Genomic DNA, 15073 nt, shown 5'->3' on the forward strand with positions numbered 1-15073 from the left:
GACAACCGGCAAGAGGAAATTCATGACAGATCTGCGCCCCGGGCGGCTGACGGCCGCCGCCAGGAAATTCCTGACCTGGGACGAGAATCCCGCCGTCTTCGGCGTCACCATCCCCTGCCCGGTCCCGGTCGGCATGGGCCTCGAGGACGCGCGGCAGCTGATCAACGCCCTGATCGACACCCACGAATCGCTGCGCAGCCGATACAGCTACGGCGAGAACGCGTCCTGCGAGATCGAGCCCGAGTCCGGCGGCGTCATCGACCCCGGCCGCGTCGACGTGCGGACCATCGACATCGAGCACCTCGACGCCGAGGCGCTCACGACCCTGATCCAGGAGCAGTCCGCCGCGGCCAATCTCCGGCTGGACCCGACCGCCGGGAAGATCGTCACCGCGGTACTGCTCACCCGCTCCTTCGACGTGAGCATCCTGCTGTTCACCGCCCACCACATCGCCATCGACGGCATCTCCATGTGGGTCCTGTGGGAGGACATCGCCACCTACGCCCGGCAATGGGAGGCGGGCGAGGAGATCACGCTACCGCCGGAACCGATCACCGGATCGGAGTGGGCGGAATTCCTCGACGAGTACGCGAAGACCCGGGTCGGCGAACGCGACTACTGGCTGGCCGCCTCGGATATCGAACCGACCACCCTGGACCGGCCCGCCACCCCGAAATCGGCGCACTTCGACGGCGTCATCGACGGCGCGCTGGCACAGCGGCTGCTGGTCGAACTGCCCGCGGCGCTCGGGGCCAGCTACACCCGGATCCTGCTCGTCACACTGGGTTTGGCCATCGAGGACGCGACCGGCGTGGCCCGGCCCATCACCGTGCAGAAGCACGGCCGCTACAGCCGCTTGCGGCCGGGCACCGACCTGTCGCGCACGGTGGCCTGGATCTCCGACGACTACCCGTGGCTGTTGCGCCCCGCCACCGGCACCCTCGGTGACCGGCTGCACGACGCCCTCGACGGATATCCCACGCACCCGGAGGATTTCACGCTGCTGCGCTGGCATCACCCCGAAAGCTGGTCGCATTTCCTGACTTTCAACTCGCCGAAGTTCTATTTCAACTTCCTCGGCGACGTGGGCGTGTGGATTCCCGACGCGCATTCGCGGGAGCAGGCCCGGCTCAAGATGTTCGACATGAGCCTGTTCCTGGGCACCAGCAAGCCCGAAGGCGTCGAGCAGGTGCACTATTCGGTGCACTCCCCCGACGGCGGGATCGGCGCGGACCGGATGCGGGCCATCGTCACCCGCTGGCTCACCATTATCGAGAGTGTGGAGGTCCGATGAGCAGGATCATTCTGGTCGGCATCGGCAGTCGCGGCGATATCGCGCCGTTGACCGGGCTGGGCGTGGGGCTGCGCGACGCGGGACACGAGGTGGTGGTGGCCGCGCACACCCTGTTCGCGGAGCAGATAACCGGATGCGGGCTCGAATTCCGGGAGATGACCCACGATATCGACATCGACATGACCGATCCCGATGTCAATCGGCTCTCCGCGGGATGGAAGTTCTCCTCCCCCAAGGGAGTTCGCAGCCTGGGTCTGGGCATGATCCGTGCGCTGATCGACGAGCCCGCCGATGTCCTGCTGCTGCCGCCCCCGACGGAGTACGCGGGCCTGGCATTGGCCGAGGCCAAGGGCATCCCGTCGATCGGGCTGCGATTCCAGCCGTTGTCCGCCACCGCCGAGCACGCGCCGTCCGCGTACGGCGCTCACGATTTCGGCGCGCGCGGCAACCGGCTGGCCGCCGATTTCGGCGCCTGGTTCAACGACCGCTTCTACGCGAGCACTGTCGCTTTCTTCCGCCGCGAACTCGGACTGCCCCCGATCTCGGTGTACGACCTGCGCCGGGCCCGGACCGCGGCGGGCTGGCCGATGCTCAACGGCTACTCCCCCAGTGTCGTTCCACGCCCGGCCGATTGGCGGCCGGGTCTGGAGGTCACCGGCTACTGGTGGCCGCCGCGCCCCGACGGCTGGGAACCGCCCGCCGAACTGACCGACTTCCTGGCCGCCGGTCCGCCGCCGGTGTTCATCGGTTTCGGCAGCATGGCCGACAGCACGGAAGGCACCGCCCGCACCGGCCGGATCATCGCCGCGGCCCTGCGCCGGGCGGGTGTGCGCGGCGTCGTGCAGAGCGGCTGGCTCAATCTCGACGTCAGCGGCGACGATGTGCTGACCATCGGTGAGGCCCCGCACGATTGGCTGTTCCCGCGCATGGCGGCGGTGGTCCACCACTGCGGCGCGGGCACCACCGCCGCGGGCCTGCGCGCCGGCGTCCCGGCCATCGGCGCGCCCGTCTACGCCGATCAGCCGTTCTGGGCGCAGCGCCTCATCGATCTCGGCGTGAGCCCGGCGACCATCCCGTACTCGAAGATGTCCGAGGACCGGCTCACCGACGCCCTCCGCCGCGCCACCACCGATACCGCGCTGCGCGACAATGCGACCCGGCTGGCCGCCCGGATCGCCGCCGAGGACGGGGTCGGCCAGGCCGTGAAGGCCATCGAGGCGCACCTGGGCGCGCTGCGGAAGGGGTGACGTTGTAACTCGCCCCGCCCGGTCCACCCGCCCCCGCCGGGTCCAGCGGCCCGACTGTGGTTAGATAGCGCGCAGTTTCGCCTGGTAGTTGCTGTGCATCGAACCCTATTGGCTGCTATTCAGCGGTGGAGGCGGGCCTCTTGAGCGTGCTGCGCGGACATAAACTGCTCTACTCGAATCTGGCTCTGATCCTGCTACTCGCGGTCGGAGCCGGATATCTGTTGATCACTGTGGCGCGGGTGCAGAGACCGGGCAACACCTACTCGGTCATCGTGCAACTGGATCGCTCCGGCGGTTTGCAGGCCGGTAACGATGTGACCTGGCGCGGGTTCCGGGTCGGCTCGGTCCGATCGGTCGACATCATCGACGGCGGGGCCGGGATCGCGGCGACGGCCGACATCGAGAAGAAGTACCGGATTCCGGCCGACACCGAGATCGCGGTGGCGGCGCTGTCCGCCGCGGGCGAGCAGTACATCGATTTCCGGCCGCACACCGACGCGCCGCCGTTCCTGCACGACGGGCAGGTGGTGCGGTTCGACCCGAGCAAGATCAGCACCCCGACGCCGGTGTGGCAGACGCTGACCAACAGCAACGAGCTCATCGCCTCGATCGATCCGGACAAGATCGGGGTGATCCTCGATCAGATGGACATCGCGCTCGGCGGCGGACCCGATCAACTGCGCGGGCTCATCGAGGGATTGAGCGTGGCCACCACCGGATTGGACAACCGGCTCCCGCAGACCGTCAGCCTGCTGCGGAACCTGCAGGTCATCGCGGGAACCACCTCGCACGCCCAGCCGGATCTGGCCACGGTGACCCGCAATTCGTCGATCCTGGTCGAACAGGCCCGCGCCGCCGACGGCGAACTGCGCGGACTGCTCGATCGCGCGCCCGAGCAGATCGCCGTCCTGGACGGCACCCTGGACCGGAACATGGATCCGATCCAGAGCCTGGCCACCACCATGCAGGCCATCGTGCAGGCCGCGCTGCTGCGGCTGCCCGCGGTGCGGGCGCTGTTCCCGGCCCTCGTCATCGGCACCTCCGCCATGGGCGTGCCCGCGCACGACGGCGAGTTCTACACCATCGTCGACATCTGGAGCCGGCCGTGGTGCCAGTACCCGGTGCCGGCGCTGGCGGCGACCATCGCCACCGACCGCACCTTCGGACGCTGGAACTACTGCAACAATCCGCCCGACGACCAGCAGATTCGCGGATCCGCCAACGCGCCACGCCCGAACATTCCCAATAATGGCGCGCACCGGCCGACCGGCGTCGACCCGCAGGAACGCACGCTGCCCCCGGTCAAATGAACCCGCCGCCACACCCGGGAGCGGGGCGGATTCGGCGCGCCGTGCATTTCGAACGGGCGTGTCGGCGCGCCTGACGCGGTTTGTCCCGCCAATCGCTCTCGGCACCAGTCAGAATGATCTACCGGTACCCCTTGGTCCCGTGCTTGTGTCAACGGAAGAGTCCCTTCGCCCTGGCAGGCGAGTTCGAACAGGGCGGTGGGCAAGGCTAGGAGAGGGTCGAACGCGATGAGCAGCAGAAGTTCCCTCGGTTTGGCGGCGCGATCGGCGGTCTTCGCCGGTGTGGCGGCCGCAGGACTCGCGGCGGCGCCCGCGCAGGCCGAACCATTGTGGCCCGGTGGACCGGACGTGCCCGGTATTCCGGCGATCATCCCCGGCATCGCCCCCGGCGATGTCAACGCGCCCTGCGCGACGGCCGGCGCGCGCGCCTGCCTCAAGCTCAGCACCAACGAGGCGTGGCTGATGGACAACGGCAAGGTCATCTTCGGCCCCACCCCCATCTCCCACGGCATGCCCGGCTACGAGACTCCGCCGGGCGTCTTCCACGTCGCCTTCAAGAAGCCTTTCCACTGGAGCACCATGCACAACGCCCCCATGGAGTACGCGGTCTTCTTCAACGGCGACATCGCCTTCCACATCGGACCGGTCGACAAGAAGTCGCACGGCTGTATCCGGATGACCCCGGACGGCGCGCGGGAGTTCTTCAACTACCTGAACCCCGGCGACATCGTGGAAGTGGTTCCGTAGCAACACCTTCCGGCGGCACATCGGCGCGGGACCTCCCGCGCCGATGTGCCACCGGTCATTTCGGGCGACGAATCAGGCGGCGCAGTTGTGGTACGCCGTGATCAGCCAACGGTTCTCCCGGCGGACCAGGGTCCAGGTCGCGAGCACCCAGCGGTCGGCCGGGGCCTCGGTCTCACCGGCCATGAGAATGGCGGCGCGGCTGACCACCACGGCGGTGTCCGGGGCCGGGAACCGCACCTGCTGGGGTTCGTCCAGGACGCTGGAACCGCGCAGCGGGCCCGCGAATCCGGCGGCCATGCCGTCCCGCACCGCCGCGCGGCCGCTGCGGAACACGCCGGGCAGGATCGAGGTGGCGTCGGGCTCGTAGTCGGCGACGAACGCGTCGGCGTCATTGGCGGCCCAGGCGATGTAGAGGTCCTTCAGGACGGTCAGGACGGCGTCGCGGTCGGTGGTCTCGCGGACGGCGGTGTCGGTCATGGTTACTCCTCGGTCGGCGGCCGCCCGGTGTGGCGGCTCACGAGTACCTACCGGCGAGGCGCGCCCAATTCATCGCTCGCGGTGTAGAAAGTTCGGCAGGGCCCTGTTTCGACCGGTGGGGGCCGGGTTTCGAGGAGTGAGAGCATGGCGGACGCCGACTTCGCGGCGCGCACCGACCGATATCGGCGCGAATTGCTGGCCCATTGCTACCGCATGCTCGGGTCGGTGCAGGACGCCGAGGATCTGGTGCAGGAAACCTATCTGCGGGCCTGGCGCTCCCGCGACAGCTACGACGAGACCCGGGCCGGGATGCGGACCTGGCTGTACCGGATCGCCACCAATGCCTGTCTGACCGCGCTCGAACAGCGTGGGCGGCGGCCCATGCCGTCGGGGCTCGGGCACGCACCGGGCGACGATCCGCGCGAGGAACTCGTGCACGGCGGGGAAATCCCGTGGCTGCAACCGATTCCGGATGTCCTGCTCGGCGATCCCTCCGATGCCGCCGTGGCGCAGGGCAGTCTGCGGCTCGCCCTGGTCGCCGCCATGCAGCAGTTGCCCGCGCGTCAGCGGGCGGTGCTGGTGCTGCGCGAGGTGCTCGACTGGCCCGCCGCCGACGTGGCGCAGGCTCTCGGCATGACCCCGGCGGCCGTGAACAGCGCGTTGCAGCGGGCGCGGAAAACTCTCGGCCAGAACGGTATTCGTGAGGACGAGGTGACCGAGCGGGCCGAGCAGCGCGCCGTGGTGGACACCTACGTCACCGCGTTCCGCAATGCCGACCTGAGCGCCCTGGAGAAGCTGCTGTCCCACGACGTGATCATGGAAATGCCGCCCATGCTCAATTGGTACCTGGGCCGCGCGGCGTATGTCGGGTTCATGGCGCGGGTGTTCGAGTGGAAGGGCTCCGATTGGCGGCTGGAGCCGGTGTGGGCCAACGGCCAGCCCGGCCTGGCGGCCTATTCCCGCGACGGCGACGGGTACGAGCGGCACACCCTGCAGGTCTTCACCGTGCGCGACGGTCTCATCACCAATCTGATCGTCTACCAGCTCGACGAGATCTTCGACCTGTTCGGCATGCCGCCCCGGCTGACCTGAGGCTCAGTCGTTGTCACCCGTGGTCAGCAGGCCGTGCTCGTGCGCGAAGGCGGCGGCCTCGGTCCGGCTGGCGACGCCCAGCTTGGCGAGAATCCGCGAGACGTGCACCCCGGCGGTATTGGCGCTGATGAACAATTCCGCCGCCAGCGCGCGATTGCTCAGGCCCTTGGCGACCAGGCGCAGGACGTCGAGCTCACGTGCGGTCAGGCCGTGGCGCCCGGACATGGTGCCGCGCTTGGCTTTCGGGGCGCGCTCGGCGGATCCGTCGAGCGGGAGGCGGGCCCGCTCGGCCACCGCTGTGGCCGCTGTGGCCAGCGGGACCGCGCCCAGCGCGGCGGCGATGTCGAGCGACTCTCGCAGCGCCGACGCCGCCTCGATCCGATTGCCTTCGGCCGCTGCCGCTTCCGCGAGACCCAGCAGGGCGATGGCCACATCGTAGGGCCGTCCGACACCGCGCCACGCCGCGACGGCCTCCGACCACCGGGCCGCGGTGCCCGCCAGGTGCGCGGTGAACGCGGCACGCTGGGCGGCGTCCACCGGCGACGCTGTCGGGAGCGTGTCTCCCAGCGCGAGCAGTTCCGGTGGCGCTCCGGTGATTCGGGCGCCGAGCACCACCAGCGGCCATGCCTCGTGCGGATGCGCGAACAGCGTCCCGACCCCGTCGCCGCCTTCGAGTGCCCGGATCAACTCCGTCGCCGCCGCGCCCTCGTCGTCTCCCACCAATGCCAGTGTGGAGTTCAAAGCCGCCAGTTCGAGTCGATACTGCGCCGCCCACCGACTGTCCCCCAGCAGCCGCGCGGCGGTGACGGCCCCTTCCCCAGCTGCCACGAAATCCCCTGTGGCCAAGGAGATCCGCCCGAAGCACACTAACAACGCCGCCCTGCTCAACGGCGGCAACTGCGCGAGCTGCGTCTCGTCGACCACCGCCCGCGCCTCGTCCCACCGCCCCAGGGCCGCCAGCGCCTGCCCCCACTTCACGAACAGAATCGGCGCCGACTCCGCGAACCGGAACGACTCGTGCGCCGCCCGCAACCCCTGCCGCACCGCGGCGATGGCCGCCTCGTACCGCCCCGCCCCCACCAGCACCGCCGACTCCCAGGTGGCCACATCCACCACGATCCGCGCATCCCCCGCGAGCGCCGCCGCCCGATGCGCCCGCGCGAAATGCTCCAGCGCCCAATCGGTGTCACTGGCCACGCCGGCCTTACCGTCATCGGTCGTGTCGGCCGCCAGGGAGCCCCCGGCGGCCGCAGCCCCCGCCAGGCCCAGGTGCGCGTGCGCCCGCGCCACCAAGGCGTCCGCGCCGAGCCGCCGCGCGATGGCCAGGGCCTCGCGCGCGTGGGCCGCCGACCCGGCCGCGTCGCCTTGGAACACCCGCGCGGCAGCCGATTGCACCAACGCCTCGGCTCTCTCGAGACTGTCCGGGGTCTCGGCCATGAGCGCCAGCGCCCGCTCGAGGTCCGCTCCCGGCCCGGTGCCGGTGGTCGCACGCAGGTAGGCGCGCCGCCGGTACATCCGGGCCGAGCGCTCGGAATCGGCACCGGCATAGTCGATTTCGCCGACCGCGCCCGCGACGGTCCCGCCATCCAGGGGCAGCGGCGGACGCTCGCCGACCGCGTCGTCGTCCTGGCTCCATACCGGCAGCGTGGCGGGTGCGGCGGCGGCCGCGGGGGCGAGGAGGGCCAGGGCCGCGTCGGCGGCGGCGATGCCGCGTTCGGTGGCTCCGCAGGCGACGGCGACGTCGACGATCTGTTCCAGGACGGACAGTTTGGTGGTGGGGAGGATCTCGGTGGGGGCGGGGACGCGGTCCCAGAGGGCGAGGATTTGTTCGAGGAGGCGGAGGCGTTCGGGGTGGGTGGCGGGGACTCCGGCGATGGCGGACCAGTAGGCGCGCAGCGCCCGGTCGAGGTCTCCGGCGGCGCGGGCGTGGCGGGCGAGTTCGGCGTGGGATTCGGAGTCGAGGGTGTCGCCGCGGGCGTGCAGGGCCGCGGCGGCGCGGGTGTGCAGGCGGCTGCGCTCGATGGGGAGCAGGTGGTCGTAGATGGCCTGGCGGATGAGGCCGTGGCGGAATTCGTAGCCGGTGTCGGTGGTGAGCAGCAGGTGGCGGTCGACGAGTTCGCGCAGGGCGCCGGGTAGTTCGTCCGGAGGTAGGTCGGCCGTCGCGGCGAGGAGGTCGTGGTGGATCGGGGAGCCGAGGACTGCGGCGGGGGCGACGACGGCGAGCGCCTGCGCGGACAGACCGGTCTGGAATCCGAGGAGCAGGTCGGCGAGATCGGCGGGGAGTTCGTCGGGGCACTGGCCCAGCGCCTCGACGAACAGCGGGTTGCCGCCGCTGCGGTCGAAAACCTTGGCGATGAGCTCGGTTCCGGGTTCACGCCCGAGCAGGGCGGCGAGCTGACGGCCGACCTCGTGCCGGGTCAGCGGATGCAGTTCCAGGACGTGCACGCCCGGGTTGCGGCGCAGTTCGGCGACCAGTCCGCGCAGCGGCCCCGCCTCACCCGGCCGGTAGGTGCCCACCAGCAGCGCATTGGCGTCGGCGAGATTGGCGGCCAGGAAGGTGAGCAGCTCCCGGCTGGCGTCGTCGGCCCAGTGCAGGTCCTCGAGCACCAGTACGACGGGCCGGGCCATCGCCAATTGCTCCAGCAGCGTGAGGATTTCACCGAACAGCCGGATCCGATCGGCCTCGGGCGCCGCGCCGCCGGTGTGGACGGCCAGCTGCGGCAGCCAGTTGGCGAGCGCCGGATGCGGCGGCAGCAGCGTCGCCACCGCCTCACCGCCGAGTCGTTTGACGAGTCCGCGCAGCACGGTCAGGAACGGCGCGTAGGCGACACCCGCGGCGCCGAGTTCGGGACATCGGCCGAGCAATACCAGCGCGTCGCCGCGGAGTCGCTCGGTGAACTCCGCGACCAGCCGGGATTTCCCGATCCCGGCCTCGCCCGCGATGAGCACGGTCTGCGTGCCGGCATCACCAACCGCCTCGACCACCGCGGACACCTCCGCGGCCCGACCGACCAGGACACTGCTGCCGGGGAAACTCACCACGCCACGATCATGCCGCACCTTCGCATTTCGCCCAGCCCGGACACAAAATAACGAATTGTCGTGATGTGGCCACCCGGTCTTTATCGGAAAACTCGATGGCATGAGCGACACCGAGAACCGCGCCATCCACCCCTTCGTCATCGACATCCCGCAAGCCGACCTCGACGACCTGCGCGACCGCTTGACCCGCACCCGCTGGATCGACGAGATCCCCGGCACCGGCTGGGAGCGCGGCGTGCCCACCGCCTACCTGCGCGAGCTCGCCGCCTACTGGGCCGAGAAGTTCGATTGGCGCGCGGTCGAGACCGCCCTCAACGCGCACCCGCAATTCACCACCGCGATCGACGGCCAGCGCCTGCACTTCCTGCACATCCGCTCGGCCCGCCCGGACGCGACCCCGCTGCTGCTGATCCACGGCTGGCCGGGCACGCCCGCCGACTTCCTGGACCTGATCGGCCCGCTGACCGATCCGGCCGCCCACGGCGACCCCGACGCCCCGGCTTTCCACCTGGTCATCCCGACCCTGCCCGGTCACGGCTTCTCCGGCCCGCTCACCGAAACCGGCTGGCACGACGGCAGAGTCGCCGCCGCCCTGGCCGAGCTGATGGCGCGCCTCGGCTACGACCGTTACGGCGTGCAGGGCGGTGACCACGGCGCGTTCGTGGCCCCGCGCCTGGCCCGCGAGCACGCCGACCAGGTGATCGGTGTGCACGTGAACGCCCTGGTCACCTTCCCGACCGGTGATCCGGCCGATATGGCCGCGCTCAGCGAGGCCGACCGGAAGCGGCTGGCGGGCATGAAGCGCTTCCAGGACGACGGCTCGGCGTACATGAACCTGGCCGGTTCCCGCCCGCACACGCTGGCGCAGCTGCTGGCGGATTCGCCCGCGGGACAGCTGGGCTGGATCGTGGAGAAGTACCAGGAGTGGACCGACGAGCGTCACGAGTTGCCCGAGCAGGCCATCGACCGCGACCGGATCCTGACCACGGTGGCCGTCTACTGGCTCACCGACACCGCGCGCAGCGTCGCCGACTACTACTTCGAGCGCTTTCACGACCACACCATGTTCATGCCCAAGCCGAAGGGCACGGTGCCGACCGGTGTCGCGGTGTTCGCCAACGGCGACTACGCGATGCGCCGATTCGCGGAGCAGGCTCACCATGTCGTGCACTGGTCGGAGTTCTACTCCGGTGGCCACTTTCCCGCGCTCGAGGTGCCCGACCTGCTCGCGGGTGACATCCGAGCCTTCTTCGCGGGCCTGACCAGCTGATCCAGCGGCGGCCAGACATCCTCGGCCGCACCGCCGCCGCGATGACCGCGCTGTCGCCCCAACGCGCAGTGCGGTATTCGCCGTTGTGAGGACCGGTCACGCATATTGCCGCGAAACGTGACCCCGGCTACAGTTACGGTCCAGTAGGAACGCCAGCGTTCCCAGACTGCTGTGGAGGCAACGCGCATGATCAAGGCAACGCAACCCCTCACGGCGGCACCGATTTCCGGACCTCTGCGCGACGCGCGCGGTCTCTCGGCCGCCCTCGTCGCACATTTCGCCGAACACGTGGCCCGCTGCGGCACCCTGCCCGGGGACGCGCTGCGCGGCGAGGTCACCACCGTCACCCGCACCTGCCTGGAACTGGCCGCCGGCGTCCTCGAGGGCCGGGACGTGAGCGCCAAGATCGAACGGCTGCAACGCGCGGGCGCGGACTGGGCGCGCGAGGGCATTCCGATCGGCACCATCCACCGGGCAGTGCACGACGGCTTCGCCCTGGGCTTCGATCTCATCGTCGACGCCACCGGCCCCGAGGACTACGCCCGGCTCGCGGTGACCGCGCGCCGCCTGTTCGAGGTGCTGGCCATGGTGGATTCGACCTTCGCGGTGGCCTATGTGCGCGAGCACCGCGCGGTGGTGGCCGAACACCACACGGCGGTGCACACCGTGGCCTCGGCACTGCTGGCCGGGCATCCCGCCTCGACCATGGCCCGCGCGGGCGGGATCGAGATCGACGAGTCGTATCACGTGCTGGCCCTGAGCATTCCGCCGCATCCGGGGGAATCCGACACCCGCGTGGACGGCGAGGTGGTGGCGCGGCGCAAGCTGCGGCGCATCCAGTCCGAGCTGGCCCGCCGCGGCGACGGCCGGGCGCTGTCGCTGCTGAGCGCCGACGGCGGCACCGTGCTGCTGCCCGCCACCGCCGCGACCGGGGACGAACTGGCCGACCTGATCTCCGGATTGTCCACGGCCGCACAGGTTCCGGTGACCGCCACGGTCATCCACGCGGAGACGCCGCGCATTCCCGAGGCCGCCGAGCAGGCGCACGAACTGCTCGACATGGTGCACCGCCTGGAATGCGTACCCGGCCTGCACCGCTTCGACGACCTGGCCATGGAATACCAGCTCACCCGCCCCGGCCCGGCCCGCGAATATCTCGGCACCCTGCTCGATCCGCTGGACGCCCATCCCGAACTGCTGGAAACCTTGCGCCGCCATATCGGCAACGACCTGAGTCGACGGCATACGGCGCGCTTGCTGGGCGTGCACACCAATACCGTCGACAATCGGCTCAAGCGGATCGGGCAGCTGACCGGATTCGATCCGGCGCAGCCGTCGGGGCTGTGGTATCTGCGGTCGGCGCTGGTGGCGCGCAGTTACCGGAAGTCCGATCGGGTGCGGATCGGGCGGCCCGACACCATGGTCGCGACCAGTGCCGCCAAGTGACCGTGTTCGCGCACGGCGCGCCGGGAGGCGGCGACCGACCACACGGTACGCACCTCGGACGGCGGTAGCGGGCGATCGGCGAGGCGATCGGCCAGCCAGTCCACCATCACGGGAATGGAGATGAACTGCAACGGCAGATGCGTGCTGAGCCGGTCGCGCAGGTAGCGCACGTGAGCGCCGCGCTCGTGGTAGCGCCGCACGTGGGCGTCGACGTCGGCGACCGCGATCACCTCGTCGTTGACACCCTGCACGACCAGCAACGGCATGGCGGGAGCCTCGGCGCCGGGGCGGATGTCGTCGAGGACGGCCCGCATCTCGGGGCGGGTCAGCAGCGCGCCGAGCCCACCGCGGATGTGCCGGTTGGCGTTTCGCCCGGCGTAACGGGCCAGCAGCGGGAAGGTGGCGATGGATTCCGCGTTGTCCAGCAGCCGCAGGTACTCCTGCGACACCAGGCCGCGCACGCAGCCGTCGAGTTCCGGGTAGGCGCGGCGCAGACCGGAGGTGAACACCATGGCGAACCCCGCGAAGGGTGAGCCGTTCAGCCGGACGAACGCCTCGGCGGGATCGCCCACCGGTGACCCCGCGACCGCGCCGACGATGTCGATTTCGGGCGCGTAGCTCGCCGCCAGCTCCGCCGCCCACACGGTGGCCAGTCCGCCACCGGAGTAGCCCCACAACCCGATTCGGGTCCGGGGAGACAGCCCGAGCGGCTCGAAGCGCAGGGCCGCGCGCAGGCCGTCGAGCGCGCGGTGGCCCGGTTCGCGGGCCGCGCCGAAGTGGCCGTTGAGGCCCTCGTGGTCGGGCACCGACACCGCCCACCCGCGGGCCAGGGCGGCGGCGATGAGCGGGAACTCCACCTGCGGGATCGCCCCGAGCGCGCGGGCGCCGTGCCGTAAAGCGTAGGAGGGGAAGCATTTCGGGGCGACCGCGTCGATGGCGCACTGGAACGACACCAGCGGCCGGTCCACGGCCGGGTCGGCGTCCCAGGGCAGCAGGACGGTGGTGACCGTCGCCTCGGGCGCACCGTCGAGATCGGTGCTGCGGTAGAGCAGTTGCCAGGCTCGCACGCGCTGCGGAATGCGTCCGAACAGGGCCAGCCGCACGGGCCGCGACCTCAGGATGGTGCCCGGCGCGACGGACGCCGGGTCGATCGGCGATCGATAGAACGGATCCTCCCCCGGTAGCAGCGGTCTTCCGCCGACCGCCTCCGGTTCTGTTGTGACACTGCTCGTTTCGATCGCATCGCCGATCGTCATCGTCGTCCTTTCCGTACCGCAGCGGCTAGATGTGGCCGCTGCCGCCGATCATCCAGGGGTTGAAGGTGCAGACCAGGGCCGGGTGCGCGACCGGGTCGAGGGCGCGCAGGGCGATCGAGGCCGCCCGCGGCGAGTACATGACGGTCAGGTGGTCGGACACGTCCTCGGGGCAATCCTGTTGCAGCGTGATGTTTTCCACGCTCGCATCGGGGCCGGGGGTGAGGAAGGTCCACTCGTAGGGGTTGGAGATCTCGTCGTGGCGGGTGCCGACGGCGGTGTATTCGACCCCGGGCACGGTGTCGCCGTCGGCAGTGAGCCTGGCGTAGAACGGCGAGCCGACGACCTGCTCGGTATTGGACTGGCCGATCAACGGCTGATAGAAGCCGAGAATGTTCACCCCGAGGTTGGTGATCACCCGGCCCAGCGTGGCGATGCCGAGCAGCGAGGTGCCGTGGCTGGTCGCGCCGAAGCTGACGACCTTGCGTACCTTGCCCTGCCCGCCTTCGAATTTCAGGTACTGGCTGGTGACCGGCCCGCCCTGGGAGTGCGCGATCACGTCGACCGCGGGCGCGCCGGTGGCGGCCAGGACCCGATCCACGAACCCCGCGAGCTGCTTCGCCGAATCCCCCATCGGCCCGACGCCGAAGCGGCCCGGCAGGATCGGCCCGATGCCGCCGCCCCCCAGGGGTGTCTCCCGTCCGAAATTGAAGGCGAAGACACAGAATCCGGCCCGCGCGACCTGCGGCGACAGGAACGCGAAGCTGTCGTAGGTATTGAGCCAGGTGCCGTGCACCAGCACCACCGGTCGTGGATGTTCGGCGCTCGGCTTGCAGTTCCAGTCGTTGGCGCCCGGCGGCGCGGCGTCCGGGTGGGTCAGCCCGTAGGCGAAAGCGCCCAGAAAGGCCGACATCTCCGGACCCACGCCCACGGTGTCGGTGGCGGTGCTGACCACCGCCGAGCCCGAGGAGCTGCCCGCATCGGGCGCGGCCTCGGGTTCGGAGCTGGCCACGCCGGTGGCGAAGGCCACGGCGAACGCGGTGACGGTGGCGAACACGGCGCTGCCGCGGGTACGGATGGTCGGTCTCATGAACTCTCCCCTACGGTTCTGCGAACCCGACCGAACGCGTCGAATTCCCTTGCGACCGTAGGAGCGGGCCACCGCCCGTGTCACCGGCGTTGTGCCAGGTGACAGCGTGTGCGGTCCGGACCGCCCGGGGATTGTGGCGGGGAACAGCGGTCAGGACGCGGGGGTGCTCGCGATGGTGACGGCGGTGCGGGTGAACAGCGGCACCAGTTCCGGCAGCGCCTGCGCGCCCTTGGTGTGCAGGCAGGCGCGCACCCGATCGTCGATCCCGCCGAGCAGCATGTCCACCATCTCCCGATCCGGTTCGGCCACCAGATCGCCGTCGCGCACCCCGACCTGTGCCACCGCCATGATGTAGTCGGCGAATCGGTCATGCACGCGCAGCCGGTGGGCCACCAGACCCGGTCCGGCGGCGAGGGTTTCGACGTACAGCGCGCGGGCCGCGCCGGGCTGGACGGCGAGGAAGCCGAGATAGATCTCGAAGGAGATCCGCACCCGGTCCGCGAAGGTCACGCCTTCGAGCCCGGTGACGGTGTCCTTCAGTTGTTCCAGCGCGGCCCCGACCGCGAGATCGTAGGCGGCGGCGAAACATTCGTCCTTGCCGCCGAAGACGGAGTAGAAGGTGCGGCGCGCCACCTGCGCGCGGGTCACGATATCGGCGACGGTGGTGGCCGCGAAGCCGAGCTCTCCCACCGCTTCCAGGACGGCGGTGCACAAGCGCTGGTATTGCGAGGCCTCCACCTGCTCGCGGGTCAGCCCGTGCCGGCCACGCGGCAAGGGTCCCGGTTCACCGATGGTTTCCACACTCACG

The 15073-nt window shown here is 70.4% G+C and carries 11 protein-coding genes and 1 pseudogene; 7 read left to right on the forward strand and 5 right to left on the reverse strand.

Translation table 11 applies throughout. The features are described 5' to 3' along the window. Positions 1 to 22 precede the first annotated feature (22 nt). From ACFRAQ_RS27210 to ACFRAQ_RS27225, 4 genes are all read left to right on the forward strand, one after another. Positions 23 to 1294, forward strand: coding sequence for a condensation domain-containing protein (locus tag ACFRAQ_RS27210; protein WP_379104513.1), 1272 nt, complete (start codon positions 23 to 25; stop codon positions 1292 to 1294). Further along, the gene (locus ACFRAQ_RS27215; protein WP_379104515.1) at positions 1291 to 2541 is read left to right on the forward strand and encodes a glycosyltransferase; all 1251 of its coding nucleotides are present in this window, start codon (positions 1291 to 1293) and stop codon (positions 2539 to 2541) included. Before ACFRAQ_RS27210 ends, ACFRAQ_RS27215 begins: the two co-directional genes overlap by 4 nt. Before the next feature lie 146 nt (positions 2542 to 2687). Then, positions 2688 to 3851 carry an MlaD family protein gene (locus ACFRAQ_RS27220; RefSeq protein ID WP_379104957.1) on the forward strand — a complete coding sequence of 388 codons (1164 nt, stop codon included), beginning with the start codon at positions 2688 to 2690 and terminating at the stop codon, positions 3849 to 3851. 225 nt (positions 3852 to 4076) lie between these two features. After that, on the forward strand, positions 4077 to 4595 hold the full coding sequence (locus ACFRAQ_RS27225) for a L,D-transpeptidase (RefSeq protein WP_357084405.1): 519 nt from the start codon (positions 4077 to 4079) through the stop codon (positions 4593 to 4595). Positions 4596 to 4667: 72 nt separating this feature from the next. On the opposite strand, the gene ACFRAQ_RS27230 is transcribed toward ACFRAQ_RS27225, so the two are convergent. After that, positions 4668 to 5072: an SgcJ/EcaC family oxidoreductase gene (locus ACFRAQ_RS27230; RefSeq protein WP_379104519.1), complete on the reverse strand. Its 405-nt coding sequence runs from the start codon at positions 5070 to 5072 to the stop codon at positions 4668 to 4670. A 141-nt stretch (positions 5073 to 5213) separates the two neighbouring features. On the opposite strand from ACFRAQ_RS27230, the pseudogene ACFRAQ_RS27235 reads away from it, so the two are divergent. After that, positions 5214 to 6164 (forward strand): annotated as a pseudogene (locus tag ACFRAQ_RS27235) (sigma-70 family RNA polymerase sigma factor); the annotation flags it as partial. A gap of 3 nt (positions 6165 to 6167) precedes the next feature. Here the strand turns inward: ACFRAQ_RS27235 and ACFRAQ_RS27240 are convergent. After that, positions 6168 to 9206: a helix-turn-helix transcriptional regulator gene (locus ACFRAQ_RS27240; protein ID WP_379104521.1), complete on the reverse strand. Its 3039-nt coding sequence runs from the start codon at positions 9204 to 9206 to the stop codon at positions 6168 to 6170. Positions 9207 to 9306: 100 nt separating this feature from the next. Between ACFRAQ_RS27240 and ACFRAQ_RS27245 the strand changes: the two genes are divergently transcribed. Beyond that, positions 9307 to 10476, forward strand: a complete 1170-nt coding sequence (locus tag ACFRAQ_RS27245; protein ID WP_379104523.1) for an epoxide hydrolase family protein — start codon at positions 9307 to 9309, stop codon at positions 10474 to 10476. A 186-nt stretch (positions 10477 to 10662) separates the two neighbouring features. Then, on the forward strand, positions 10663 to 11922 hold the full coding sequence (locus tag ACFRAQ_RS27250; protein ID WP_357277976.1) for a helix-turn-helix domain-containing protein: 1260 nt from the start codon (positions 10663 to 10665) through the stop codon (positions 11920 to 11922). Here the strand turns inward: ACFRAQ_RS27250 and ACFRAQ_RS27255 are convergent. The 3 genes from ACFRAQ_RS27255 to ACFRAQ_RS27265 all read right to left on the reverse strand — a co-directional run bounded on the left by ACFRAQ_RS27255 (position 11853) and on the right by ACFRAQ_RS27265 (position 15072). Continuing rightward, complete coding sequence (locus ACFRAQ_RS27255; RefSeq protein ID WP_379104526.1) at positions 11853 to 13178, reverse strand: lipase family protein; 1326 nt, start codon at positions 13176 to 13178, stop codon at positions 11853 to 11855. The two genes, ACFRAQ_RS27250 and ACFRAQ_RS27255, sit on opposite strands and share 70 nt — an antisense overlap. 25 nt (positions 13179 to 13203) lie before the next feature. Next, on the reverse strand, positions 13204 to 14265 hold the full coding sequence (locus ACFRAQ_RS27260; protein ID WP_379104529.1) for an esterase/lipase family protein: 1062 nt from the start codon (positions 14263 to 14265) through the stop codon (positions 13204 to 13206). Positions 14266 to 14415: 150 nt separating this feature from the next. Beyond that, positions 14416 to 15072, reverse strand: coding sequence for a TetR/AcrR family transcriptional regulator (locus ACFRAQ_RS27265; RefSeq protein WP_379104532.1), 657 nt, complete (start codon positions 15070 to 15072; stop codon positions 14416 to 14418). Position 15073 lies beyond the last annotated feature (1 nt).

Origin of the sequence: Nocardia sp. NPDC056611, assembly GCF_042792755.1 — a bacterium.
Taxonomy (GTDB): Bacteria; Actinomycetota; Actinomycetes; order Mycobacteriales; family Mycobacteriaceae; genus Nocardia.

Bases quoted from the DNA above. Each gene is read 5' to 3' on its own strand.
- ACFRAQ_RS27255 (WP_379104526.1), bottom strand. From the start codon at position 13,178: ATGACGATCGGCGATGCGATCGAAACGAGCAGTGTCACAACAGAACCG.
- ACFRAQ_RS27225 (WP_357084405.1), top strand. From the start codon at position 4,077: ATGAGCAGCAGAAGTTCCCTCGGTTTGGCGGCGCGATCGGCGGTCTTC.
- ACFRAQ_RS27245 (WP_379104523.1), top strand. From the start codon at position 9,307: ATGAGCGACACCGAGAACCGCGCCATCCACCCCTTCGTCATCGACATC.
- ACFRAQ_RS27260 (WP_379104529.1), bottom strand. From the start codon at position 14,265: ATGAGACCGACCATCCGTACCCGCGGCAGCGCCGTGTTCGCCACCGTC.
- ACFRAQ_RS27230 (WP_379104519.1), bottom strand. From the start codon at position 5,072: ATGACCGACACCGCCGTCCGCGAGACCACCGACCGCGACGCCGTCCTG.
- ACFRAQ_RS27215 (WP_379104515.1), top strand. From the start codon at position 1,291: ATGAGCAGGATCATTCTGGTCGGCATCGGCAGTCGCGGCGATATCGCG.
- ACFRAQ_RS27250 (WP_357277976.1), top strand. From the start codon at position 10,663: ATGATCAAGGCAACGCAACCCCTCACGGCGGCACCGATTTCCGGACCT.
- ACFRAQ_RS27210 (WP_379104513.1), top strand. From the start codon at position 23: ATGACAGATCTGCGCCCCGGGCGGCTGACGGCCGCCGCCAGGAAATTC.